We start from the raw sequence: 20,869 nt of genomic DNA, 5'->3' as shown, positions 1-20,869 counted from the left end.
CGCGTACGAGAGGGCGCGCTGTCGATAGGCTATGCGCGAATCATCTCGTCAATTAACTGGAGTGGCATCCGGAAACGTCCATGCGCCGTTCAGAATCTCAGCACGTGGCCGATAGAGTCGCACCGTATAGTTCCATCCGGCAACGATCGGAAGGCAATTTTCGACGTGGCCATCGCAGCCACCGAACTGTATGGCGATCGAACCGTCAGCGCCCTTTTTTGCAGTAAGGTCATTGATCGAGTACGCGTTAGACGAGTTCTTTTGAAAATAGCCCCGTGCATTGTAGAGGCTCACCGACCAGAAGGCGTCCACGGGAACGTTTTTAACCACGAGTCGATAGACCGTCTTCCCGTCGTTTCGCGATGGTGTGAAGTTGAGGTAAATCGCGTCCCTGTCCGGATTGCCTCCCCACGCCGCAGCGGCTCCGAGCAGGCGTCGCACCGGGTCGACTTCCTCTTTGGTACCGAAGGCGTGCTTGAAATCTGGAATCGTCGACGCAAGAACCAGTAGCGCGTCGCGGACCTTTTTCTGACTTACCGGATCCCAGTTCGGCAGGTCGAGCTTGCCAGGCGACTTCTGGCTTACTGTGATCGAGTCCTGTAGCTTGTGGACCTGCTCGATGTCCTCCGGGCTAGACGGCTCGACAAGGGTTCGAATCGCAACGGCAACGTAACGCGTGCCGACGCTCTCCCGCGTGAGGACATGCGTGCCTTCGCCGTAGAACACATTCGGCACGTACTGATCCTCATTGATGATCTGTAACGCCATGAAGCGCTTGCCAGGATCAGGCATGTCGATCGTAACCGGCCCCGCATCGAGATCGAACACTCCTGACGTATAGAGCGTGTCGCGGTTCAGGCGTATGACCGTCTGATGATCAATCGGTGCAGGCTCCCGGCGGTGTTCCAACTTGCCAAGGGTCCCTTGCTTTACCAGTGAAGTGAAATACAGGTCCGACTCGGCGCGAACAAAATTGTCGACTGTTACCGGTACGGGCGATCCGCCAGACGACTGGGTCTGGGCGGCCACGACTCCCGCGGCAAACAGAAGCGTTGCCAACGTGATTGAGTATTTCATACCTGTCCTTTTGCTTATCTGACCTGGAATGGCGTCGTAGCGCGAGCGCGTCAACGCACTTCGGTACCGGCTGGCGGAGCCCATTTCCCCTGCTTGACGATGTCCTTACGTCAGCGAGAATTGATTGCCGGGCGCGCATGGCAGCCAGTTTGTTTGCGGCACGCTTGACAGGTTGCGGGCCGATCGCGATTTTCAGTGATCCATCTGGCTCTTTCGTGAGACTACGGTCCACTTTCTCCTGCCGGATCACCAGGAGACGGCCCAGTAGGTATATGTAGGCGTCAGCCACGGTACGTTCATCGGGTTTCGCAACTGCCGCCGTTTGCGACTGCGAAAACGCCGCACCCGGGATTCCAATGCCGGCCGCGAGAGCCAACGCTACTACAACGCTTGCAAATACCTGCCTCGCCGCTGCGCAACCATGCGTGTACTACCTCCGTTCGAAAGGGATGTCGCTGTGTTCTGTCCCTGTCTGAGCATTGTTGAAACTTTCTGGAGAAATTGCAAGCTTTGGAAGCTTGCCCTAATGCCAGTGGTCAACGACCGAGAGGACACAGAGTGTGTCAAAACGTTAGCGCCTGAACTGAGTCAACGCGCCGAGACCGGGCGACTCATGAAGCGATTCGTCGAAGGCGATGCCCGCAACCAGGTCGCACTACTTCCTAATGTGTCGACGAAAAAATAGGACAGGACAGACGATCGCCGACTTTCGCCGTGACAGCGGCGCAGCGATTCGCAATGTATGCGGGCGTTTCGTCGAACTATGTCGCGGGCTGACGCTAGTATCCAGTGACATGGTGACCATCGAGGGTAGCAAATTCAAGGCGTCATACAGTCGCGACAGGAATTGCACGGCTAGCAAGCTCGATAAGCGTCGGCAGCAGAACTGGTCAGCACGCGCACGCTCTACGGCCCTGCGCTTCATTCAGATTCCACCGAAAACCCCAGATATTCGAACCTCGGAGCACTGTTCGCGTCGACAAAAGAACTGAGCGCTCCCACCGACACAAGAACATCGACCGTCGTTCGGCGCTTCGACACGAAATGCCACGTTGGAGGCATAGCAGGCATAGTGGGTTCGTTGCTCGCCTGACGCAGCGCTGCCAGCAGATCGGCGCGATCGGGCGAATACGCGACAAAGCCTTCGTTCGACACCGCCGCCTGATCGATACCCATTGCCGCACACACCTGCTGCTTGATGGGAACGTCTTTCTCATCGGCATCGCGCGACTGCTGGATCAGTTGCGCGACGCCCGCATCGACCAGCTTGCCAGCGCGCAACAACGGTGGCAATCCCGGCGTCCAGGCGTCGGGCGGACACGCTTTATGCGCGGGTGTCAGCGCGATGAATGGATTGATTTCCGCCGGATAGATCCGGCATACCAACGGCCTCTGTTCATAGATACCGCAGCGCATGTCGTCCCTAAGATTCGGGCATGGGCCGGGATGCGTGCCCGCCAGAATGACCACGATTCTCGCCGGCAAGGACCCACTCATCGCGGCAAACGATCGACGACGTTTTTGCGCCGCCTGAAGATTGTCCTCAGCGGGCTCTTCTGGCCACGGCAGCGCCTCGCAAAGAATCTGCACTTCGTCGCCGTGCTCCAGCCAGGCAATCGCCTCGCTCACTGTCAACGGCAAACGCAGGTCGTGGCAACACTTGCCACACATCGTGCACGCAAAATCGATATCCATGTCTCATAGCCCTTGCGTCGCGCGACGCGGTTCGGTTATCCAGCTACAAGTCCGGCAGACACACACGAGTGCGGACGCCCCCGTGTGGTTACCGCTTAGCTGAAACAGTCGGGCTTAGTCGCGTGAAAGCGCCAGACATTACAGGCCACGACTTTTATTTTTAGTCCATTGCGTGAATCTGCCTTCAAATCCCGCCCTGACGGTGCAAGCATGCGCTCGAGCAACTCCGAGCGGACGGCTTCCGGAAATACTGGCAACTGGTTGTTGGCAAAGATTGCCATGGCAAGTCCGCGCTCCGGAATCAGCGTGACGATGGCTCGACCGCCAGCCCGGCAATCCAAGAATCAATTCCGGCTTCGTCGACGTGCGGGACGTGGCCGATCTGCATGTGCGGGCGATGACTCACGAAGCCGCCGGCGGCGAGCGCTTTCTTGCCATCGCTGGCGAAAGCATGTGGCTGGCCGACGTCGCTCAGGTGCTCAAAGCGCGCATTGGGGCGTTGTTTTGTACAGATGCCAGCGTGCTCAAGTTTCGCCACGGTAGGGAAAGGCCGGGGTATTGTGTTACGCGTCGCGCGGCAATGCTCGCTTGCCCCGCTTACCTGCTAACCTAACCGCCTTGGCCGTGCGCGAGCGCCCCTCGAGAGACGGGGACGCCGCGTGGCCCATCAACCGAACTGCCGATGCCGCCACTGTTTCGCCGTCTACTGCTGCTGTTCCACGCGCTGCGTTACGGCGCGCGCCTGATCTGGCTTGCCGCGCCGCAAGACCACAAGCTGCACTGGATGATCGAGCTGATCGGCCGCTTGCATGCGGCTGACCGCAGCGGCAAGAGCCTGAGCGGCGTGCTGCCGGCACTCGGGCCGCTGGCGGCCCGGTTCGCGCAAACGCTGGCCGAACGGCCCGAACTCGCGACCGGCACCTTGCACGACGCCATCGACGCAATCGATCACATGGAAGCCCCGCTGCCGCCGCACGAGTCCGAACAGGCGCTCGCGCGCGCTTTCGGCAGGCCGCTCGCCACGCTGTTCAGCGCCGTGGATCTGGTGCCGGTGCGCAGCGGCTTCGCCGAACAGACGCATCTCGCGCGGCTCATCGTGCCGGTGAACGGCCATTACGAAGTAACCATCAAGCTGGTGCGCGCCGACCAGTTGCAACAGATCGGCGATGAACTCGCGCTGCTGCGCTGGGTCGCGCGCTGGCTGGAAAAGTTTTCAGGCACCGCGCGCCGCCTGCAATTGCGCACGCTGGCGCAGACCTTCACGGACGACATCCTGCGCCGCTTCGATCTGCGTGCCGAAGCCGCCAATCTGAGCCAGACCGGCCATCATTTCGACGACGACAAGCGCATCGTCGTGCCGGACGTGATCTGGGATCTCTGCACCGCCTATACGCTGACCATGCAACGCGTCAGCACCTTGCCGGCGAGCGACCTGCCCGGCCTGCATGCACATCACATCAAACTCGCGCCGCTCGCCGCGCATATCGTCGAAGTGGTGACCGAGCAGGCATTCGAGCATGGTTTCTTTCACGCCACGGTCGACGCGCGCCGCGTGCGCGTGAGCATCGACCCGGACACGCAGGGGCGCCTCGTGCTGGCGGAATTCTCGATCATGTCGAGTCTCTCGACCGGCGAGCGCGAGTTCTTCGTGCACGGCGCAACCGCGCTGTTCGAACAGGACTACGGGCGGCTCGCCGAAATGCATCGCGATGCCGGGCACGTGCCGCACGACACGCGCGCCGAATTGCTCGAAGCCGAGTTGCGCACGCGTGCGGAGGCGCATTTCGCGGCCGCGCCGGAAGACCGTTCGGCGGGTTCGCTGTTTCATCATCTGCTGCATGCGGTGCATCCTTTCGAGGGCGCGGTGCCCGCGCGGCTCGCGACCGCCCAGCGCTCGTTTCATCAAGCGGAACTGCTAGCGCGCGCGCTGCATCCCGGCGTCGACACGTGGAATATCGCCCGCGGCGTGCTGGCGGATATCGCGCGGCGCGACGTCGATCACCGCGGCTGGCTCAAACGCATTAGCCGCGAGTTGCCGCATCTCGCGCATATGCTGCCGCGCGTGCCGCAACTGGCGGTGCGCTATCTGCAACACGAGCACGATCTCGCGCGCACGCCGCAGCAGAGTGCGCAACTGATGACGGAGATCGGCCGCGAGTACCGCCGCACGCGGGTGCTGCTGTGGGCGTGCGCGGTGTGCGGCGGCGTGCTCGGCGCGGGGACGGTGCTGCTGATGTGGTGAAGTGCGCCGGTTCGCGGTTCAAACCACACTCCGCCCACACGTTCGGCCGATTGCAGTTTCAAGCAAGACGCGCGTTGCGTCTCCCGACAAGATGGCGGCTTTTCTCTTGACGCTTGCCAATGCTCGCTTCCTTTATCGCCGCTGTTTTCGTCGTGTTGTGGTCGACCGGTTTCGTGGTCGCCCGCGCGATTACACCGTATGCGGATCCTAACCTGTTCCTGCTTGCACGCTTCGGCGGCACGGCGCTGATATTCGCGCTGGCCGCGCTGTTTGCACGCGCCACGTGGCCCGGCGGACGCGACTTCGGCAAACATCTGGTAGCGGGCGCACTGCTGCAAGGCGTCTATCTCGGCGCGGGCTACTGGGCCGTCGCCCAAGGCTTGAGCGCGGGCGTGATGGCTTTGCTCGGCGCGCTGCAACCGCTCGCGACGGCCGCGGTTGCGGCGCCGCTCTTCGGCGAACGCCTGTCGCGGCGCGGCTGGACCGGCATGGCGCTCGGCCTTGCGGGCGTCGTGCTGGTGCTCGAACCGAAGCTGACGGCGGCCGCCGCACCGACGCCGCACGGCAGCGCGCCCACCTGGCTCGTCGTGCTGATCTCGATCGCCGCGATCGGCGCGATTACGGCGGGCACGTTGTTCCAGAAGACTTCTTTGGCCAAGGCCGATATTCGCAGCGCGAGCGCGGTGCAGAACTTCGGCGCGGCGCTTGTCGCGGCCGGGCTTGCGCTTGCGCTCGGTGAACATCGCTGGATTGCGTCCGCTACGCTGTGGGGATCGCTCGCGTGGGGGATCGTGATGCTTTCCGGGATCAGCGTGACTTTGCTGGTGTGGATGATCAGACGCGGCGACGCGGCGCGCGCGACCGCGCTGATGTTTCTCGCGCCGCCGCTCGCCGCGCTCGAAGGCTATGTGGGCTTCGGCGAGACGCCGGTGCCGCTGCAGATTGCGGGGTTCGCGGTTGCGTTGGTAGGCGTGTTGCTCGCGCGCTCGTGATGGGCGGCTTGCTCAAAATGAGCGGCGCGGGCGCGACGAGTACCGCCGCGAATCAATCCGCCGTGTCCGCTCCGGCCGGCACTTTGGCGCGCGCCTTGCTGCCGGGCGCAGGCGCCCACGCCGGGCGGCTCTTGCGCGCCGAATCCACCACGGCAATGTAACGCCCAGCCCACGGCGTCACCTCTCGATCGCTTTTCAACACCCACAGCGACTTACCCGACTCGACGAGCGCAACATATTCGGCGTCGAGAATGCCATAGTGATCGATAAACGAATTGAGCGACGCGGGAATGCGCACGCAACCCTTCGAGTGACGCATGCCGAGCAGCGATTCGAGATGGTCGGGGTCGGTGGCGTGCATCTGGAAACGCATCTGCGACATGCCGCCCTTGCCCCAACCGCGCTCGCCCTGGGCCCAGCCGAGGTCGAAGATCCGCATGTCGCGCTTGCCATAGCCGCGAATATGGTTTTCGTTCTGCGTGCCTTCCGAACGGAAATCCATGTTGGCCGGCGTATGCTCGAATACGCCGAGCGGTGTGATGAAGTGATCGTATTCGCCCGGCTGACCCGTCGAAACCGGCGACGCGCCGATCATCTGCCAACTGTCGGCCGGCGCGGCCCGAAAATAGATGAAGAGCGCCTGCACATTGGCATTGCGATCGACCAGCACGACATACTCGCCCGACAGATCGCCGAGCATATGCGCGCCGAGCGCGGCTTCCAGCCGATCGGCATAGGCTCGCTGATCCGCGGCCGGCACTTTCAGCGTGCGCGTGACGCTCTCTGCGAAAACGTCCCGCAGCATAAACGCGCGACGCGGGTCGACCACGCCGGCGGCATCCGGCGCCGCGACAGCCGACGCGTTGACGGCGACCACCGGACGATTCGCCGCCTTTGGTGCCGAGGCCGCAACGGGCGCCGAAGCTGCGATCGCCGCGCCGCATGACGCCATGCAAAATGCGGCGCTAAACGCACGTGCCAAACGGCGCAAGGAAGGCAACGCGCGGGCGATGCTCCGCACGGAAAGTCGATACGGCATACACGACACGTCGCGCGGACGATCGACCGGCGCGAAAGACAGATGGTCTATTACAGGCTGGCCAGGCCGCTTGGTGTGGTTCATCGCGTGTTTGAGCAAACCTGATTATTATTGACTGCTCGCCGGCTCATGCGGCGCTCTCAGAACGAGGATGTTACTAAGCACATTGCGATCTGTCGATGAAGATTCGCCGACTCAGTGATACCCCTGTAATAAGCGGACGTCTTTGCCGGTCAAAGCGGCGGATTTAAAGCGGTGCGAAGGTGAATTGAACCCGGGCCGGTTACGGTTCGACATGTGCGCGAGCGCGCAAGGAGCAAAAAGGAATCATGACGCAACACGATCCAGTCGCACGCCAGGCAAGCATCGCTGAGGAAATGCACATCAGCGCCGGGTTCGATCCTGAATATGAAATCGAGCGCCGGGTGGCTTTTCTCGCGAATTATCTGCGTAGCAGCGGCCTGAAAACGTATGTGCTCGGGATCAGCGGCGGCGTCGACTCGACAACCGCGGGGCGGCTCGCGCAACTCGCGGTTGAGCGATTGCGCGCCGAACATTACGATGCGCACTTCATCGCAGTACGTCTGCCTTACGGTGAACAGAAAGACGAAGCGGACGCGCAGCAGGCATTGCGCTTTATTCGCGCGGACGAAAATCTCACCATCGATATCAAAGCCGCGGCCGATGCCATGCTCGTCGCGCTCGATCAAAGTGGCCTGCTCTACAAGGACGAATCGCAACAGGACTTCGTGCACGGCAATATCAAGGCGCGGCAGCGCATGATCGCGCAATACGCGATGGCGGGCGCGCGGGCCGGCGTGGTCATCGGTACGGATCACGCGGCCGAATCGGTGATGGGCTTTTTCACGAAGTTCGGTGACGGCGGCGCCGATGTGTTGCCGCTCACGGGGCTCAACAAGCGTCGCGTGCGCGCGCTGTCCAAAGCGCTGGGTGCGCCCGATGCATTAGCGCACAAAGTGCCGACCGCCGACCTCGAAATGTTGCGGCCGCAACGGCCCGATGAGGACGCCTACGGCATTCCATACGATGCTATCGACGACTTCCTGGAGCGCAAACCGGTGAGCGATGCGGCGCGCGAGACCATCTTGCGTTTTTACGACGTGACGCGTCACAAGCGCGCGTTGCCGTACACACCGTTCGATTGGCCGACGCAGACAAGCGGAGATTGAGAAAGGGATGGGTATGCAGGTGACGCGCCAAATGCGCCGCGCCGGGCGCTGCGCGGCGTGTCAGCTTACGTGCGCTCTTGTCGCGCAACGCATTGAGGATAAATCGATCGCGCCGGGTTACTGAGCCGCCGGCGGTTCGTCGGTGAACAGATCGGCGCTGGCTTCCAGCGTCTGACCGCCCAACTGTTTGCCGTGAATCTGCCGCGCGATCACTTCGCCTACATAGGGCACTTCGGCGTCCAGTTCGACCATGGCGTACGCGCTGGGCTTGCCGGCGTCGACCACCTCGATGTTTTTCGCGTAATGCCCAAGTTCGTGCTTGAGGAACTCCCGCACTTCCTGCTCGCTGCACGATTCCGCGATGTTGCGCACGATCAGGTTCATGCGGCCTACCCTCTGCGCGCGTTGCGGCCAGCGCCGCGATCCGCGGACTGCACGCGCACAGGGCGCAATGCGGCACGCTGCTTCGCCTGCTCGGCAGCGAGTTGGCGGATCAATGCAGCACCGGCGGCGCCCAAAGCGGCCAATGACAGATAGAAGGCGATCATTTAATTCTCCCCTGCGAGTTTCGTCCCGTACTCAGGATAGCCACAATCGACAGTAAAAGCGATGTAACACAGTGTCGTCAAAAAACGGACTTAAATATCGCCGTCAATGCACTGTACCTGAATAAGCGGCGTCAAAAATAGCAAAACAGCTGTTCATTTTGCGTGATAGGCCCGGCAAGCGCATCGAATGCGGGCGCTGAATGCAAAAACCGGGCCGCGACACGCATCGCCACGGCATCCTGCGGGGGACCTGCGCAAAAGGCGGACTGGTTGTCGCGATCAGTCCGCCGCTTGCACGTTGGCCGAACTCACCCACCATGCGTTCTTGCCTTGCGGCAGCTGAACCAGCACCGCGGACGGATCGTCGACGCCGTCATCCGCAATTTCGCATACCGCCAGACCGTCAGGCAGGCGCTTTACCTCGCCGGCCGACTGGAACAGCGCAACCCGTTGCGCGCTCAACGGCCGCAACTGGCGATACACGTCGAAGCTGATGGCCGCGGGCACATCGCCGCGAATCTTCAGCGTGTCGGCCTGGCCGCAATGCACTGGCTCGGCAGCGAACACGGCAGTACTGCCGAATACGCAGCCGATAGAAAGAGCCATGACGGCAAGACGTGAATGGATCATGATGATTCTCCGAAAACTAGATGGGGTCACGGCCTGCGAGTTGCAAGCCGGGCGGCTGAATAGATGCCAGATGCGCATGAACGAAGCAGGCGCCGCAAACGAGGCGGCCGGCTTCATGGCGGGTTGTCGCGGCCGGCGCCATGACCATTGTCGCCACCGGTGGCCACGTCGAGCCGGCTGACGTCGCAGGACGTTTGACTGAAGCCCGAATAAACCACCGACCAGTTGCCGATAATCGCGGCTTGCGCTTCGGCGAGGCTCAGTTTGCCTTCGCAGACGCAGCGCTTGAGCATGACTGCCGCGCGCGCCTTGCGGCGCTCGCCCTGATGGCCGGCCCACGGCAGAAGATCGAGATTGGCGCGAGCGTCCGGCGAGCCGCCGAGCACGATAGGCACGCGGCGATCGAGCGCGAAGGAGGCGCCGTTGTCCGCATCGATGCCGCGCGCGGCGAGCATGCGGTCTTTATGCGCCATCAGTTCGTCGAACGGCGGGGCGACCGTGTCGGCGTAACCGGGACGGCAAATCGTGTCCCCCACCGATTGCTGCGTGACGCGCTCGTCGAGCATGGCGGCGTCCTGCGCGCAGGCGTCGACCGTGCGTAGCATCGCCAGCGCCGTGAAACCAACCGCGAGCGCAAAATGCGCAGTGCCGCGGGGACGCGCAACGCCGCACCGGCGCTCGAGCGCCGGCAAAGCCGTGCCGTACGTACTGCTGGTCGCGTCGCTGGAATACTCTGTGCGACGCCTGTCTGCAATGCCTGCGTTCATTCGTCGGCGCGCCGGGAGCGGCACGCAATAGTTCAATTCGCAGACTAATTAAAACACATTCAATATGGATAAGTAAAAAAGCCTGACTACGCGCGCCGCGCGCATAGGCCGCATTTAGCCGATTTGGCAGGCCGAGGAAACCGGCAGCGCCACCGCTCGCGCGTCGCCGGTCCCAGCCGCCTGATAGCCAGACGCCCTTGCGATGCCAAGGCGTCCCGCACGCGCCGCGTCCGCGACGCGGCGCGTCGATTCGCCGCTACTGCGGCACACGCGCCTGCAATGCGCGGATACGAAACAGCGCCTGCGTGTTGGACACCGTCGTATCGTACATCGTTGCGAGATCGGCCTTTAGCGCGGTACGCGATCCGCCGTCGAGATAAATCATATGTCCCGAAGGATAAAAGCGCGCCGACAGGTTCTGCCGGACCTGCTGGCTGAGCAACGGCATTTGCTGCAGATCGAGCACGGTCTGGTAAAACGGCGTGACGAAATCGAAGAAGCCGTTCGCCGACAGCACCTTCAGATCGGGATTGAGCGCCATCACGGCGGCCAAATCGCCGGCGGTGTACAGAATGATGTTGCCCTTCGAGTCGACGCCCTTCTGCGCGCCCGTCGGATCGATGTGACTGAAGTCCCAGTACTTGAAGGCCTGGTCGTTCAGATCCGTGAACGACGAATTCGACGTGTACTTCAGTTGCTCGTTCAGATACACGTTCCACATCGTCGTGTAGACGCCGGTGACCGCCGTCATGGTCGGGTCGTTGCCGCCGGAATTCGGGTCGATCTTGCCGGCAATGCCCGTGCCGATCGCCGTCACACGGCCGTCGTACTCGCCGAGCGCAAGCCCCTTGGATTTCAGCAGCGTGGTGAGGAATAGCGAATTGCCCCGGCTGTCGTACGAGGCGACATCCAGGCTCCACGCGAGCAAGGTCGTTTTGTCGATGCCCGTGTATTCGCTGAGCTTTTCGACCGTGGCCGCGTCGGTGGTCGGAAACTTGCGCAGCGCGGCCAGATAGTCGGTGCGCGCGAACTGCGCGACTTCTTCGGCGAACGTGCCGAGATCGGTCGGTCGTGGCGCGATGCCGAGCTTCTTGTGATACCACGCGTCCGCGGCCGCCGTGGGCAGCGCGCCGACCGGGTTGCCGGCCTGCGTGTAATCGAGAATCGACGATTGCAGCGTAATGCCGTTCAGATCCACGCCGTCTTCATGCAAGCGGTACGCCAGCACGCAACTGCGCGCCGTGCCATACGACTCGCCGAACAGGTACTTCGGCGAATTCCAGCGGTTGTTCTTCGTCAGAAAACGCTTGATGAACTGCTTGATCGAGTCCGCGTCCTGGTCGACGCCCCAGAAGTCGCGGTTCTTCTTGGGCGCGATCGCCGCCGAGTAGCCGGTGCCGACCGGATTGATGAAAACGAGGTCGCTCTTGTCGAGCAGGCTATCCGGATTGTCTTCCATCGAATACGGCGCGGGCGGCGTGAAGCTCGGCATCGAGGTCTTGATGCGACGCGGCGCGAACGAACCCAGCAGCACGAACACCGACGACGATCCCGGGCCGCCGTTATAAAAGAACGTGACCGGCCGGGCTTCTTCCTTCTGGTTGTCCTGCGTGAACGCCACGTAGAACATGCGGGCTTCCGGCTGCGAACTGCTCGGATCGACGATCACGAGGTGGCCCGCGGTTGCCGTGTAGTTGATCCTGTGCCCGCCGATGGTGACCGAGTGGTGCGTGACGGCGGCGCTTTCATCCGTGGCGGTGACGGAATCGTCAGGCCCGTTGCCGTAGGCGACCGGATCGAAGAACGGCTGATCTTTGGCTTTGTGCGGCGCGCTGGCGGGTGCGGGCGCCGGAGCCGGCGTGCCCGAAGCATGCGAATTGTGCGACGGCTGCGGACTAACAGAAGCTGACTCGGTATTCGTCATGATCGCTCCATGGGTTCGTTCACGTCTTTTGTGCACCCCGAAGGACTTTCTTCGGGGCGTGTGTTGCAGACTATAGTGCGGCCGCCACCTTCTGACCATTGGGACTGCCGAGCCCCGTGCAGGCATCCCAACCCGCGGATGCCGCGAAACTGCCGTTGTTGCCTTGCGTGATGTCGTTGCACGCGCCCGCCGCCTTATACAACTTAGGGTTGATGAAGCCGGCCGGCTGCCCTTTCGCCGCATTGATACGCGCGATCAGCGCGGCCCACAGCGGCGCGACCGCGCTGGTGCCGCCGACCACCGTCTGCGTACCGTCGATCAATACACTGTAGCCGGTCACCGGCGAAGCGTCGCCCGCCACGTCGGGCACGCCGCGCCCGCTGAGCGCTTTCTTGCCGCCCTTCGTCGACGTGGCGGACAAGCCCTTCTGCCAGACCGGCAGCGGGAAAGCCTGGCTCACGCCGCCGCCGGTCGCGCCGCCTTGCGCGCCGTCGTTCCAGACCGCCTCGTGCGAGATCGCGGTGCCCGACGCGGTCAGGCTCGTGCCGCCGCAGGCCAGCACATAGGGGCTCGACGCCGGGAAGTCGACCTGGTCGCTGCCCGTGCCGTCGCTCGAACCACTGTCGCCCGACGCCGCGCAGACCGTCACGCCAAGGGTTGCCGCTGACTGCAGCACGCTGTTGAAGGCCTGCAACGACTGACTGGTCCAGTTCGACTCCGGACCGCCCCAACTGATCGAAATCACCGACGGTTTGTTGGTCGTGTCGTGCACCGCGCGGCTCACCGCGTCGATAAAGCCGGCGTCGCTGTTCTGCGTGAAATACACCGCGATTTCCGCCCCAGGCGCGATTGCGCCGACAATTTCGATGTCGAGCGTGACTTCGCCGTCCGGTCCGTTCGGATCGCCCGTGGGCTGGTTGCTGCCCTGATCGACGCCGACCGACTTCACCTTGGGCGACGCAACGCCGAGACTCGCGAAATAGGACTTGAGATCGCTGGCGTTATACCCGCCGCCCAGTTCGATGATGCCGACGCACTGCCCGCCGCCGTCGCCTTGCGGAAAGTGGTAGAGCGACGCGAGCTGCGGAGGCGTGAACGAAACCTGATGACCACGGGCCGGCTGGAACGGCGGCCGGATGCGAAAGTGCGGCCGCGCCTGCGGGCGGTTGTCGAGGCCGAGCACGGCCTGCACCACGCCGTGCAGATCGTCGGGCACGCTGATCGCGCCGGTGCGGCCGCGGAACTGGCCAGACGTGTGATGTTCGTAATGTTCGAGCTTCACGGCGAACGCGTCCTGGAACTGGGCAATCGTGCCGCTCAGCAGCACCGTGCGCGCCGCCGGATCTTCGCGCACCACCGTCAAACCGTGTGCGCTGGCGAAGGCCTTGACCTTGGCGATGTCGTCCGGCGCGGCGCCGTAGTCCTTCGCGAGCGTCTCGCGCGACAACGGCTTGACGCTGGGATCGCCCGCTTCGATCTTGCTCATCAATGCGTCGAATTGCGCCTGCTGTTGACGGCGCAACATGACGAATACCTCGATCCGCTCTGTGGGATCGCATTGCCCGACGACTTTCGAACCCTGTTCCACTGTTCGCTCACTGCCTGGCAGCGGCTGCTTATTGACCATGGTGTCGACTCTCCAGTTAGCGTGACGGCGGGTTCCACGAGTTGGATCCACTCGCCACGCGCCTCTCACAACCTCATCGCCTGAAGGCGGCGGCAAGTTCGCTGTTTCGAGGACGTCAAAACGGTCCGACCAATCCATTCAAACACAGTTCCGGCGTGCGCGGCAGTTGTCCGAATGGCTAACGCCGCGCCGCCGCGATGCGCGTCTTTCGCCGCTCGCGCTATGATGCTGCAGCGGCAATCCAGCCGTTACATTGCCTCGCGCGCCATCCGCGCGCACGATCAAAGAATCAGAGGAAGCCCCATGTCAATTTCGATGTATCAAGCATCACTGCCCGTATTGATTCGCGGCCTGACGAACCTGCAAGTTATTCTGGGCAAAGCCGAAGCGCATGCCGCCGCGAAACAGATCGAGCCCACGGTGTTCACCACCGGCCGGCTCGCACCGGACATGCTGCCGCTCACACGCCAGGTCTATATCGCGAGCGACACCGCGAAGGGCTGCGCCGCCCGGCTGGCCGACGTCGAAGCGCCGAAGTACGACGACGTCGAGCAGACTTTTGAAGAACTGATTGCCCGCCTTCAAAAGACGATCGATTATTTGAAGGAATTCAAGCCTGAGCAGATCGACGGCTCGGAAGAACGCCCGATCACGCTGAAGCTGCGCTCGGGTCCGGTCGAGTTCACAGGCCAGTCGTATCTGCTCGGTTTCGTGCTGCCGAACTTCTTTTTTCACGTCACGACGGCGTATGACATTCTGCGTCACAACGGCGTCGATCTCGGCAAGCTCGATTATCTCGGCGGCATCAAGTAAAGCGCGAGCCTGCGGACTCGAAGTTGGCGCGGAAGCGGCAACGAGCGCGCACAGAGAGAGGCCTTTGGGAGCGGGAAAGATCGGCTCGCCCGCCTGCTCAAACGCGCGGCTGGAACGCGATGATCGCCATGCCGGCGAGCGTGAAAGCCACGCCGGCGGCGTCCCACAGCGTGGGCCGCACCTTGTCGACGCACCATAGCCAGGCAATCGCCACAGCTACATATACACCGCCGTAAGCCGCATACACGCGGCCTGCGGCGGTACCGTGCAGGGTCAGCAGCCAGGCGAAGAGCGCGAGGCTGAGCGCGCCCGGCACCAGCAGCCAGATCGAACCGCCCTCTTTCAGCCAGCGCCACGGCAAATAGCAACCGACAATTTCGGCAATGGCGGTCACGGCATAGAGCAAAAAAGTTTTCATCGAGTGGGAAAGCGAGTGATTGTGCCGCCACGAACAAGCTCTGGCGCTCTATTGGCTTTATTAACACAATCACTTTGCGCGCGGGCATGGGGCATGCGAGAGTCTTGGCATTTCCTTTAATTGCCAATGGCCATGAGCATCGCGTCACCCTGCATCGACATCTGCAAGTTCGACAGCAAAACCGGCTTCTGCATAGGCTGCATGCGCACGCGCGACGAATGCAAAAGCTGGAAGAAGATGAAAGACAAGCATCGCCGGAAAATCATCGAGGACCGCTCGCGGCGCGAGCACAAGCTGAGCAGATAAGCGGGCTCTCCTGCGCGGTTCACGGCCGGGCGGTCTGGAGAAGCGACGCGCCCTAGCCAGCCAGAATCAGTCCAGCGAGAGCCGCAACGCGAAACCGATCAGCGCGGCTGAGAAGGTCCAGCGCTGCAGCGTTTGCGCTAGCGGATGGGCGCGCATCCAGCCGGCGATCCGCGCGGCGCCGATCGCGTACAGCATGTCGAAACAGGCGCCGATAGCGAGCAGCACCAGACCGAGTTCGACCATCTGCAAAGCCACCGGCCCCGCCTCCGGACGCACGAACTGCGGCAGCAGCACAGAGCAGAACAGCAGCGCCTTCGGGTTCAGCAAGTTGGTGAGCAAGCCCTTGACAAAAGCAGCCCGCAACGGACGAGACTCGACGCTTGCCGTAGCACCCGCGCGGCCGCCGGCGGCATGACCGCCAGGCAGCGCGAACACCGGCGAACGAAAGATCTGAATTCCCACCCACGCGAGATAAACCGCGCCGCCATAGCGCACCACTTCGTATAACCACGGCGCGCTGCGCAATAGCGCGGCCACGCCGCATGCCGAGAGCGTAACGTGCGTCGCGCGCGCGAGCCCGAGGCCGCCGGCAGCCGCGAAGCCGCTGCGCACGCCGCGTCCGATACTGGTTTGCAGCACCAGCGCCATGTCCGGTCCAGGCACGGCATAGACGACAAAAAGCGCCGCAACATACACAGCCAGCAGATGTGCGGAAATCATCGAATTCTCCTGTTTTCAAGGCTCTATCTTGCAATCGTCGGCGGAGGGTTTGCTGGCGTATTACCGGCCCGGAGTGCTCACCCGTGGAGGAATGCGCTAATATTGCGGCCCGAGCACCGGCTTTCCTCCAATCCGTCATCAGCACCACAGAGCCATGACAACCGACCTCGATAAAACCGACCGCGCGATCCTCGCCGCGCTTCAGAAAGATGGCCGTATGTCCAACGCGCGGCTGGCCGAAACGGTCGGCCTCAGCGAAACGCCCTGCGCACGCCGGCTGAAGCGCCTCGAAAACGATGGCTATATCGACCAGTACCGCGCGATGCTGTCGCGCTCCGCGCTCGGCTTCGGCGTCGTCGCGTTCGTCTACGTGCGTTTTGCCGTGCACGACCGCGCGGTGGCGACGCGCTTCGAGCGCGAGGTGCAGGCCATCCCGCGCATCCTCGCGTGTCACAACGTGTCGGGCAGCGCCGATTACATCCTGCAGGTGGTGGCGCGCGATCTCGACGACTACGGCACCTTCATGCGCGATGAAATGCGTGGCCTGCCGGGCGTGACATCGGTGGAATCGGCGCTGTCGTTGCGCGAAGTGAAGGCCAACGGCGGCTTGCCGCTGTCCTGAACGCTAACATGGCATAGTCACCCCTTTAAAACGGCGCGAGCCGACCAGTTGAACACGGAGTTCTCATGGATCACGAACAGGCGCGAGCCGAAGAAACCGCGGCAATGCAGCGTGTATTGACCGCGACCCAACGCGTGCAGTCGGCGTTCGCGTCGCTGCAATCGCAATTCCCGCCGGCCGGCAGCGGCACGCCTTCGCAGTTCGCGCTGCAAACATTCGACGCCGCGCTGCAGGAACTCGAAGACGCGCAAGCCGCATTCGACGAACTGCTTGGCGATCTGCTCGACGGCAATCGTTGAGACATTGGAAGGCGTGTTTTCGTCGGCGCGGGGCGGCGGATCGTGCCGAGTCACGCACGCGCCGCGCCCCGCCATATCGGCTCAAGCCGCTCTCCACCGGCAGCAGCGAGAAATAGCCTTCATTAGCCTTTCTTTTCCATCGAAATTGAAAGACAAGACGCCTCCCACCACCACAACGTGGCCTGGCCCACACCCCGCCAAACAATATTTGCTTCGTTTAACGAAGCATGTTGACTTCCGCTTGCTGCAGTGCCTAAAATTCGCCGTCTTCATCAACGAGGCCCATGCCTTGGACACCAGCAGTAGTCGACCTTCGAACAGTTTCACTGCCTGACCGGCCCGACGCCCGCGCTTTTTTCTCAGCCGCCGTCTTGCCGACAGGCAGACGGTGCGCGCCGCAGTAACTTACTCCGTGCACCTTGACTAGCGCCATCCGGCCGCGCCGTGCTTACGCACATGCGTCCCGCCGATTGGCATCCCGTCGCGAGCCTTCGCTCGCGGCAGCGTTCGCTCGCGCCGTTTCGATTCGTTCGACATGCGGTGCGGCCGAACGCGTGGACCAACACGTGCGTACCGAACGCCGATAAGGAGCCGCCATGGACAGTGACAGTTATCCCATATGCCGACGAGTTGCCGCTCAATGTCCGCTCAGTCACGACCGAGCGGACAGGCAAACAATCATTTGCCCAAGGAAAAGCGAGTAGACCTGCTTCGCCGCGCGCCTGATGCGCCGCGCTCCGTGTCTGCTGGCTTTCCGCAATCCGCGTCAAGCCCTACGCCCGGAGAAAAAACATGTACCTCGCCACTCTCGTACCGACACGGCAGCAAACCCACAGCCATAGCGACGCCGCCCTCGCACTGCACGGCGTCAAGCCGCACTGGCTCGCCGTGGCCTGGCACCGCGTCAGGGCGCTCGCTTTGCGTGCCGTCTCGCGGTCCGCTTCGTAAGCACACACGCTCAGCGCGTCTTCGCGTTTGCGCCCGCGCCGCCGCCCCGTTCGGCCGCGCATCCGGCGGATCCTGAAGACGCCCCGCTCAATCCAATCAAACCTACTCAGGCGGCCAGCATGTCCACTCCAATCAACGTCTCACCACCCCGCAGCGCCGTTCTCGACGACGCGCACCTCGGCGACATCAAGGGCGCACTCGGCACCATCGCCCATCACGACACGGGGGCGCGCAACAGCTGGTGGGCCCGCGTGCGCACGCTGCTCGCGATTGTTGGGCCCGGCCTCATCGTGATGGTCGGCGATAACGACGCCGGCGCCTTCGGCACCTACACGCAAGCGGGACAGAACTATGGCACGACCTTGCTGTGGACCATGCTGCTGCTCGTGCCCGTGCTGTTCGTCAATCAGGAGATGGTGCTGCGTCTGGGCGCGGTGACCGGCGTCGGTCATGCACGGCTGATCTTCGAGCGCTTCGGCAAATTCTGGGGAGCCTTCAGCGTCGTGGATCTGTTCATCCTCAACGCGTTGACGATCGTGACCGAGTTCATCGGCATCACGTTCGTGCTCCAGTTTTTTGGCATTTCGAAGGTGGCCGGCGTTTGCATCGCCGCGGCGGTAACCATGGCCGCAGTGAGCACGGGCGACTTCCGGCGCTTCGAACGTTTCGCCGTGGTGCTGTGCGTGATGAGCCTGTTGCTCGTGCCAGTGCTGGTATCGATTCACCCGCCGGTCAGCCAGATGGCGCACGATTTTCTGATCCCGGGCTGGCCCGCTCAATCGAAGCTGAGCGACGTGATGCTGCTCGTGATCGGCATTGTCGGCACCACCGTCGCGCCGTGGCAGTTGTTCTTCCAGCAGAGCTACATCGTCGATAAACGCATCACGCCGCGCTTCATGAAGTACGAAAAGGCTGACCTGTGGATCGGTATCGTTTTCGTGATGATCGGCGCCGTGGCCATGATCTCGTTTTGCGCGGCGCTCTACGCGGGCAAGCCCGAGTTCGGGCATTTCACCGACGCGGGCGGCGTGATCGCCGACCTCGAAAGATATGCCGGCCGCACGGCCGCCGTGCTGTTCGCCGTGGCGCTGCTCGACGCGTGCATCATCGGCGCGGCGGCGGTGTCGTTGTCGAGCGCCTACGCGATCGGCGACGTCTTCAAGATTCGCCACTCGCTGCATCGCGGCGTGTCGGACGCGAAGGGCTTCTACCTCGTCTATTTCGCCATCGTGGCGGCCGCGGCGACGCTGGTGCTGATTCCGGGCAGCCCGCTCGGCCTTCTGACGGAAGCAGTGCAGACGCTCGCCGGCGTGCTGCTGCCGAGCGCGACCGTGTTTCTGCTGCTGTTGTGCAACGACCGCGCGGTGCTCGGACCGTGGGTCAACTCGAAGAAGCTCAACCTCTTCACAGGCGCAGTGGTCTGGGTGCTTGTCATGCTATCCATCATTCTCACGGCTTCCGTCATGTATCCGGACATCACCGGCGAAGTCATGCTTGAAGTGCTCGCAGCCGGCACGCTGATGGCCGTGGCAGGTTATGCGGCCACCGTCGTGGCCCGCAAGCTGCGGCGGAAATCCGGGAGCGCAGTGGCTCAGGAGAGCGAATTCGTGTGGTCCAAGGAAACGCGCGCAGCGTGGCGCATGCCGCCTCTGGACGAGTTGCCGGCGCCGCAATTGACGCTGTCCAAGCGGGTCTGGATGGGCGTGCTGCGCGGCTATCTGATCGTGGCGGTGGCGCTGGTGATCGTGAAAGTCGTGCAGATGGCGCTGCTGCATTGAACCGATAGCGCCCAGCCGGCGGCCGGGCCTGCCTCGGTCAATCACTATCCGTTTCGATGACCGCTTCGCAGAGAATCGGGAAATTGACCGAGTTCGCGATGTAGCACTTCTCGTGCGCCACGTGATGCAGGTGCGCGGCGAGTTCGGCATCACCGCCCGCGCGAATCACGACGCGCGGGTGCAGCACGATCTGTGAAAAACGGCCGTGTTTCGGGTCGTCCAGCATGGTGCCTTCGGCGTCGTCGCGATACGCCGTCACCGTGATACCGGCATCCGCGCACAGATGCAGATACCAGAGTTTGTGGCAGGCGCTGGCCGAGGCGACCAGCAGATCTTCGGGGTTCCAGCGGGTGGCGTCGCCGAGAAAGGCGGCGTCCGATGAACCTGGAATCTCCGGCTTGTTGCCTGCTGCTATCACATGATCGCGCCCGTAATCGCGGTAGCCGGAAGTGCCGCTTCCGCGATTGCCGGTCCATTGCACCGACACCTTGTATTTGTGCTCGCCGTACGCCATGCCCATCTCCTTGCCGTCGAATCGGATCCGCTTGCCGAGGCGTGCATTTTATCCGCGGCGCTCACGCGATGGACACGCCCCGCTTGCTGACTAATTCCGCGACGGCGGCGGCGCGCCCCTGCCGGCGAAATTCGGCACGCGCGGGTCCGGGTTCGCGTTGAGGCTCGTGCCGTTCGCCCGCATGGTGTTGAGTGCGGGACCGGCTCTTACCCCGCCCGCCGTTCCCGCACCCGGCGACATCGGGCTCAAGCCGGCGGCCGTCGACGGACCCGTTCCCGCTGTGGCCCCCGCATTGTTGCTCATGCCGGAAGGCGCGCCATTGACGGCAGCCGCTCCGGTGGCGCCTGGCTGCGTGACCGACTGCCCATACGCTGCGGCAACGGCACCGATCATCATTGCCGACGCCGCGATACTGCCCTTTACGATCTTCATAGCCCACTCCGTTACTTCGTCGAATTGCGCGAGCGCGAGGTCCGTGTTGCCCGACCGCTCAAATAGTAAGACGGCGCCCGGCCCGCTTCGTTCGCCACCGTACGACCCGGCCGACCCACACGCAACCCAGCGTCTACTGGATGACACGTGGTACACGCTCGACCACGTCCACACCAGGCTGCTGAAACTGGCCGAGGGTTTTCAGGCGACGACCGGCGCACGCCTGGCGAGCATCCGCCACGACCGCCCGCAACCTATCCGCGACGAACTCAGCGACGAAATCTGAAC

At 62.9% G+C, this 20,869-nt stretch carries 25 protein-coding genes and 2 pseudogenes; 13 read left to right on the top strand and 14 right to left on the bottom strand.

What is annotated here, in order from left to right; translation table 11 throughout:
* Window positions 1-48: 48 nt before the first annotated feature.
* Window positions 49-1,077, bottom strand: a complete 1,029-nt coding sequence (locus B0G71_RS37040; protein ID WP_116148210.1) for a DUF1254 domain-containing protein — start codon at window positions 1,075-1,077, stop codon at window positions 49-51.
* 692 nt (window positions 1,078-1,769) lie between these two features.
* Here B0G71_RS37040 and B0G71_RS37030 point away from each other — a divergent pair.
* Window positions 1,770-1,961, top strand: a pseudogene (locus B0G71_RS37030) (IS5/IS1182 family transposase); the annotation flags it as partial.
* A 37-nt stretch (window positions 1,962-1,998) separates the two neighbouring features.
* On the opposite strand, the gene B0G71_RS37025 reads toward B0G71_RS37030, so the two are convergent.
* On the bottom strand, window positions 1,999-2,772 hold the full coding sequence (locus B0G71_RS37025) for a YkgJ family cysteine cluster protein (protein WP_116148208.1): 774 nt from the start codon (window positions 2,770-2,772) through the stop codon (window positions 1,999-2,001).
* Window positions 2,773-2,867: 95 nt separating this feature from the next.
* The gene (locus B0G71_RS41120; RefSeq protein ID WP_147308745.1) at window positions 2,868-3,053 is read right to left on the bottom strand and encodes a hypothetical protein; all 186 of its coding nucleotides are present in this window, start codon (window positions 3,051-3,053) and stop codon (window positions 2,868-2,870) included.
* A gap of 35 nt (window positions 3,054-3,088) precedes the next feature.
* Between B0G71_RS41120 and B0G71_RS42295 the strand changes: the two are divergent.
* From B0G71_RS42295 to B0G71_RS37010, 3 genes and pseudogenes are all read left to right on the top strand, one after another.
* A pseudogene (locus tag B0G71_RS42295) lies at window positions 3,089-3,268 on the top strand (aldehyde reductase); the annotation flags it as partial.
* Between the two features lie 186 nt (window positions 3,269-3,454).
* On the top strand, window positions 3,455-5,014 hold the full coding sequence (locus tag B0G71_RS37015) for an AarF/ABC1/UbiB kinase family protein (RefSeq protein ID WP_116148206.1): 1,560 nt from the start codon (window positions 3,455-3,457) through the stop codon (window positions 5,012-5,014).
* Window positions 5,015-5,133: 119 nt separating this feature from the next.
* Window positions 5,134-6,006: a DMT family transporter gene (locus B0G71_RS37010; RefSeq protein WP_116148204.1), complete on the top strand. Its 873-nt coding sequence runs from the start codon at window positions 5,134-5,136 to the stop codon at window positions 6,004-6,006.
* Between the two features lie 52 nt (window positions 6,007-6,058).
* Here B0G71_RS37010 and B0G71_RS37005 read toward each other — a convergent pair whose 3' ends face one another.
* Window positions 6,059-6,958, bottom strand: coding sequence for a L,D-transpeptidase (locus B0G71_RS37005; RefSeq protein ID WP_241974917.1), 900 nt, complete (start codon window positions 6,956-6,958; stop codon window positions 6,059-6,061).
* Here B0G71_RS37005 and B0G71_RS42290 point away from each other — a divergent pair.
* Together B0G71_RS42290 and nadE are read left to right on the top strand one after the other, a co-directional pair.
* A complete protein-coding gene (locus B0G71_RS42290) occupies window positions 6,870-7,160 on the top strand; it encodes a hypothetical protein (RefSeq protein ID WP_258875804.1) in 291 nt (96 codons plus the stop codon). The two genes, B0G71_RS37005 and B0G71_RS42290, sit on opposite strands and share 89 nt — an antisense overlap.
* A 214-nt stretch (window positions 7,161-7,374) precedes the next feature.
* A complete protein-coding gene (gene nadE / locus B0G71_RS37000) occupies window positions 7,375-8,235 on the top strand; it encodes an ammonia-dependent NAD(+) synthetase (protein ID WP_116148202.1) in 861 nt (286 codons plus the stop codon).
* Window positions 8,236-8,352: 117 nt separating this feature from the next.
* Here nadE and B0G71_RS36995 read toward each other — a convergent pair whose 3' ends face one another.
* From B0G71_RS36995 to B0G71_RS36975, 6 genes are all read right to left on the bottom strand, one after another.
* Window positions 8,353-8,619 carry an RNA-binding protein gene (locus B0G71_RS36995; RefSeq protein WP_116148200.1) on the bottom strand — a complete coding sequence of 89 codons (267 nt, stop codon included), beginning with the start codon at window positions 8,617-8,619 and terminating at the stop codon, window positions 8,353-8,355.
* A gap of 5 nt (window positions 8,620-8,624) precedes the next feature.
* A complete protein-coding gene (locus tag B0G71_RS41625) occupies window positions 8,625-8,783 on the bottom strand; it encodes a hypothetical protein (protein ID WP_166678989.1) in 159 nt (52 codons plus the stop codon).
* A gap of 279 nt (window positions 8,784-9,062) precedes the next feature.
* Window positions 9,063-9,413: a hypothetical protein gene (locus tag B0G71_RS36990; protein ID WP_116149219.1), complete on the bottom strand. Its 351-nt coding sequence runs from the start codon at window positions 9,411-9,413 to the stop codon at window positions 9,063-9,065.
* Window positions 9,414-9,526: 113 nt separating this feature from the next.
* Window positions 9,527-10,180 carry a hypothetical protein gene (locus B0G71_RS36985; RefSeq protein ID WP_116148198.1) on the bottom strand — a complete coding sequence of 218 codons (654 nt, stop codon included), beginning with the start codon at window positions 10,178-10,180 and terminating at the stop codon, window positions 9,527-9,529.
* 256 nt (window positions 10,181-10,436) lie between these two features.
* Window positions 10,437-12,104, bottom strand: coding sequence for a S10 family peptidase (locus tag B0G71_RS36980; RefSeq protein WP_116148197.1), 1,668 nt, complete (start codon window positions 12,102-12,104; stop codon window positions 10,437-10,439).
* Window positions 12,105-12,174: 70 nt separating this feature from the next.
* Window positions 12,175-13,731 carry a protease pro-enzyme activation domain-containing protein gene (locus B0G71_RS36975; RefSeq protein WP_116121220.1) on the bottom strand — a complete coding sequence of 519 codons (1,557 nt, stop codon included), beginning with the start codon at window positions 13,729-13,731 and terminating at the stop codon, window positions 12,175-12,177.
* A 303-nt stretch (window positions 13,732-14,034) separates the two neighbouring features.
* On the opposite strand from B0G71_RS36975, the gene B0G71_RS36970 reads away from it, so the two are divergent.
* On the top strand, window positions 14,035-14,544 hold the full coding sequence (locus B0G71_RS36970; RefSeq protein WP_106286337.1) for a DUF1993 family protein: 510 nt from the start codon (window positions 14,035-14,037) through the stop codon (window positions 14,542-14,544).
* 97 nt (window positions 14,545-14,641) lie between these two features.
* Here B0G71_RS36970 and B0G71_RS36965 read toward each other — a convergent pair whose 3' ends face one another.
* Complete coding sequence (locus tag B0G71_RS36965; protein ID WP_116121219.1) at window positions 14,642-14,962, bottom strand: YnfA family protein; 321 nt, start codon at window positions 14,960-14,962, stop codon at window positions 14,642-14,644.
* Window positions 14,963-15,094: 132 nt separating this feature from the next.
* Here B0G71_RS36965 and B0G71_RS36960 point away from each other — a divergent pair, with 132 nt between their 5' ends.
* A complete protein-coding gene (locus B0G71_RS36960) occupies window positions 15,095-15,268 on the top strand; it encodes a DUF1289 domain-containing protein (protein WP_106286349.1) in 174 nt (57 codons plus the stop codon).
* 66 nt (window positions 15,269-15,334) lie between these two features.
* Here B0G71_RS36960 and B0G71_RS36955 read toward each other — a convergent pair whose 3' ends face one another.
* Window positions 15,335-15,988 carry a LysE family translocator gene (locus B0G71_RS36955; protein ID WP_116148195.1) on the bottom strand — a complete coding sequence of 218 codons (654 nt, stop codon included), beginning with the start codon at window positions 15,986-15,988 and terminating at the stop codon, window positions 15,335-15,337.
* A 154-nt stretch (window positions 15,989-16,142) separates the two neighbouring features.
* Between B0G71_RS36955 and B0G71_RS36950 the strand changes: the two genes are divergently transcribed.
* From B0G71_RS36950 to B0G71_RS36940, 4 genes are all read left to right on the top strand, one after another.
* Window positions 16,143-16,610, top strand: coding sequence for an Lrp/AsnC family transcriptional regulator (locus tag B0G71_RS36950; protein ID WP_116148193.1), 468 nt, complete (start codon window positions 16,143-16,145; stop codon window positions 16,608-16,610).
* 65 nt (window positions 16,611-16,675) lie between these two features.
* A complete protein-coding gene (locus B0G71_RS36945) occupies window positions 16,676-16,909 on the top strand; it encodes a hypothetical protein (RefSeq protein WP_106286340.1) in 234 nt (77 codons plus the stop codon).
* A gap of 792 nt (window positions 16,910-17,701) precedes the next feature.
* Complete coding sequence (locus tag B0G71_RS41620) at window positions 17,702-17,857, top strand: hypothetical protein (RefSeq protein WP_181916894.1); 156 nt, start codon at window positions 17,702-17,704, stop codon at window positions 17,855-17,857.
* A 119-nt stretch (window positions 17,858-17,976) separates the two neighbouring features.
* Window positions 17,977-19,635, top strand: coding sequence for an NRAMP family divalent metal transporter (locus B0G71_RS36940; RefSeq protein WP_116148191.1), 1,659 nt, complete (start codon window positions 17,977-17,979; stop codon window positions 19,633-19,635).
* Between the two features lie 37 nt (window positions 19,636-19,672).
* On the opposite strand, the gene B0G71_RS36935 is transcribed toward B0G71_RS36940, so the two are convergent.
* Complete coding sequence (locus B0G71_RS36935) at window positions 19,673-20,149, bottom strand: OsmC family protein (RefSeq protein ID WP_116148189.1); 477 nt, start codon at window positions 20,147-20,149, stop codon at window positions 19,673-19,675.
* A 90-nt stretch (window positions 20,150-20,239) separates the two neighbouring features.
* Complete coding sequence (locus B0G71_RS36930; protein WP_116148188.1) at window positions 20,240-20,581, bottom strand: hypothetical protein; 342 nt, start codon at window positions 20,579-20,581, stop codon at window positions 20,240-20,242.
* A gap of 46 nt (window positions 20,582-20,627) precedes the next feature.
* Between B0G71_RS36930 and B0G71_RS36925 the strand changes: the two genes are divergently transcribed.
* Complete coding sequence (locus B0G71_RS36925; protein WP_220377337.1) at window positions 20,628-20,867, top strand: hypothetical protein; 240 nt, start codon at window positions 20,628-20,630, stop codon at window positions 20,865-20,867.
* Window positions 20,868-20,869 lie beyond the last annotated feature (2 nt).

The sequence above is a fragment of the Paraburkholderia sp. BL27I4N3 genome (genome assembly GCF_003386115.1).
Classification (GTDB): domain Bacteria; phylum Pseudomonadota; class Gammaproteobacteria; order Burkholderiales; family Burkholderiaceae; genus Paraburkholderia.
This window is presented reverse-complemented; position numbering and strand designations above follow the sequence as displayed.

Coding starts and splice junctions, on each gene's coding strand:
- B0G71_RS37040 (WP_116148210.1), bottom strand. CDS start 1,077: ATGAAATACTCAATCACGTTGGCAACGCTTCTGTTTGCCGCGGGAGTC.
- B0G71_RS37025 (WP_116148208.1), bottom strand. CDS start 2,772: ATGGATATCGATTTTGCGTGCACGATGTGTGGCAAGTGTTGCCACGAC.
- B0G71_RS41120 (WP_147308745.1), bottom strand. CDS start 3,053: ATGGCAATCTTTGCCAACAACCAGTTGCCAGTATTTCCGGAAGCCGTC.
- B0G71_RS37015 (WP_116148206.1), top strand. CDS start 3,455: ATGCCGCCACTGTTTCGCCGTCTACTGCTGCTGTTCCACGCGCTGCGT.
- B0G71_RS37010 (WP_116148204.1), top strand. CDS start 5,134: ATGCTCGCTTCCTTTATCGCCGCTGTTTTCGTCGTGTTGTGGTCGACC.
- B0G71_RS37005 (WP_241974917.1), bottom strand. CDS start 6,958: ATGGCGTCATGCGGCGCGGCGATCGCAGCTTCGGCGCCCGTTGCGGCC.
- nadE (WP_116148202.1), top strand. CDS start 7,375: ATGACGCAACACGATCCAGTCGCACGCCAGGCAAGCATCGCTGAGGAA.
- B0G71_RS36995 (WP_116148200.1), bottom strand. CDS start 8,619: ATGAACCTGATCGTGCGCAACATCGCGGAATCGTGCAGCGAGCAGGAA.
- B0G71_RS41625 (WP_166678989.1), bottom strand. CDS start 8,783: ATGATCGCCTTCTATCTGTCATTGGCCGCTTTGGGCGCCGCCGGTGCT.
- B0G71_RS36990 (WP_116149219.1), bottom strand. CDS start 9,413: ATGATCCATTCACGTCTTGCCGTCATGGCTCTTTCTATCGGCTGCGTA.
- B0G71_RS36985 (WP_116148198.1), bottom strand. CDS start 10,180: ATGAACGCAGGCATTGCAGACAGGCGTCGCACAGAGTATTCCAGCGAC.
- B0G71_RS36980 (WP_116148197.1), bottom strand. CDS start 12,104: ATGACGAATACCGAGTCAGCTTCTGTTAGTCCGCAGCCGTCGCACAAT.
- B0G71_RS36975 (WP_116121220.1), bottom strand. CDS start 13,731: ATGGTCAATAAGCAGCCGCTGCCAGGCAGTGAGCGAACAGTGGAACAG.
- B0G71_RS36970 (WP_106286337.1), top strand. CDS start 14,035: ATGTCAATTTCGATGTATCAAGCATCACTGCCCGTATTGATTCGCGGC.
- B0G71_RS36965 (WP_116121219.1), bottom strand. CDS start 14,962: ATGAAAACTTTTTTGCTCTATGCCGTGACCGCCATTGCCGAAATTGTC.
- B0G71_RS36960 (WP_106286349.1), top strand. CDS start 15,095: ATGAGCATCGCGTCACCCTGCATCGACATCTGCAAGTTCGACAGCAAA.
- B0G71_RS36955 (WP_116148195.1), bottom strand. CDS start 15,988: ATGATTTCCGCACATCTGCTGGCTGTGTATGTTGCGGCGCTTTTTGTC.
- B0G71_RS36950 (WP_116148193.1), top strand. CDS start 16,143: ATGACAACCGACCTCGATAAAACCGACCGCGCGATCCTCGCCGCGCTT.
- B0G71_RS36945 (WP_106286340.1), top strand. CDS start 16,676: ATGGATCACGAACAGGCGCGAGCCGAAGAAACCGCGGCAATGCAGCGT.
- B0G71_RS41620 (WP_181916894.1), top strand. CDS start 17,702: ATGTACCTCGCCACTCTCGTACCGACACGGCAGCAAACCCACAGCCAT.
- B0G71_RS36940 (WP_116148191.1), top strand. CDS start 17,977: ATGTCCACTCCAATCAACGTCTCACCACCCCGCAGCGCCGTTCTCGAC.
- B0G71_RS36935 (WP_116148189.1), bottom strand. CDS start 20,149: ATGGCGTACGGCGAGCACAAATACAAGGTGTCGGTGCAATGGACCGGC.
- B0G71_RS36930 (WP_116148188.1), bottom strand. CDS start 20,581: ATGAAGATCGTAAAGGGCAGTATCGCGGCGTCGGCAATGATGATCGGT.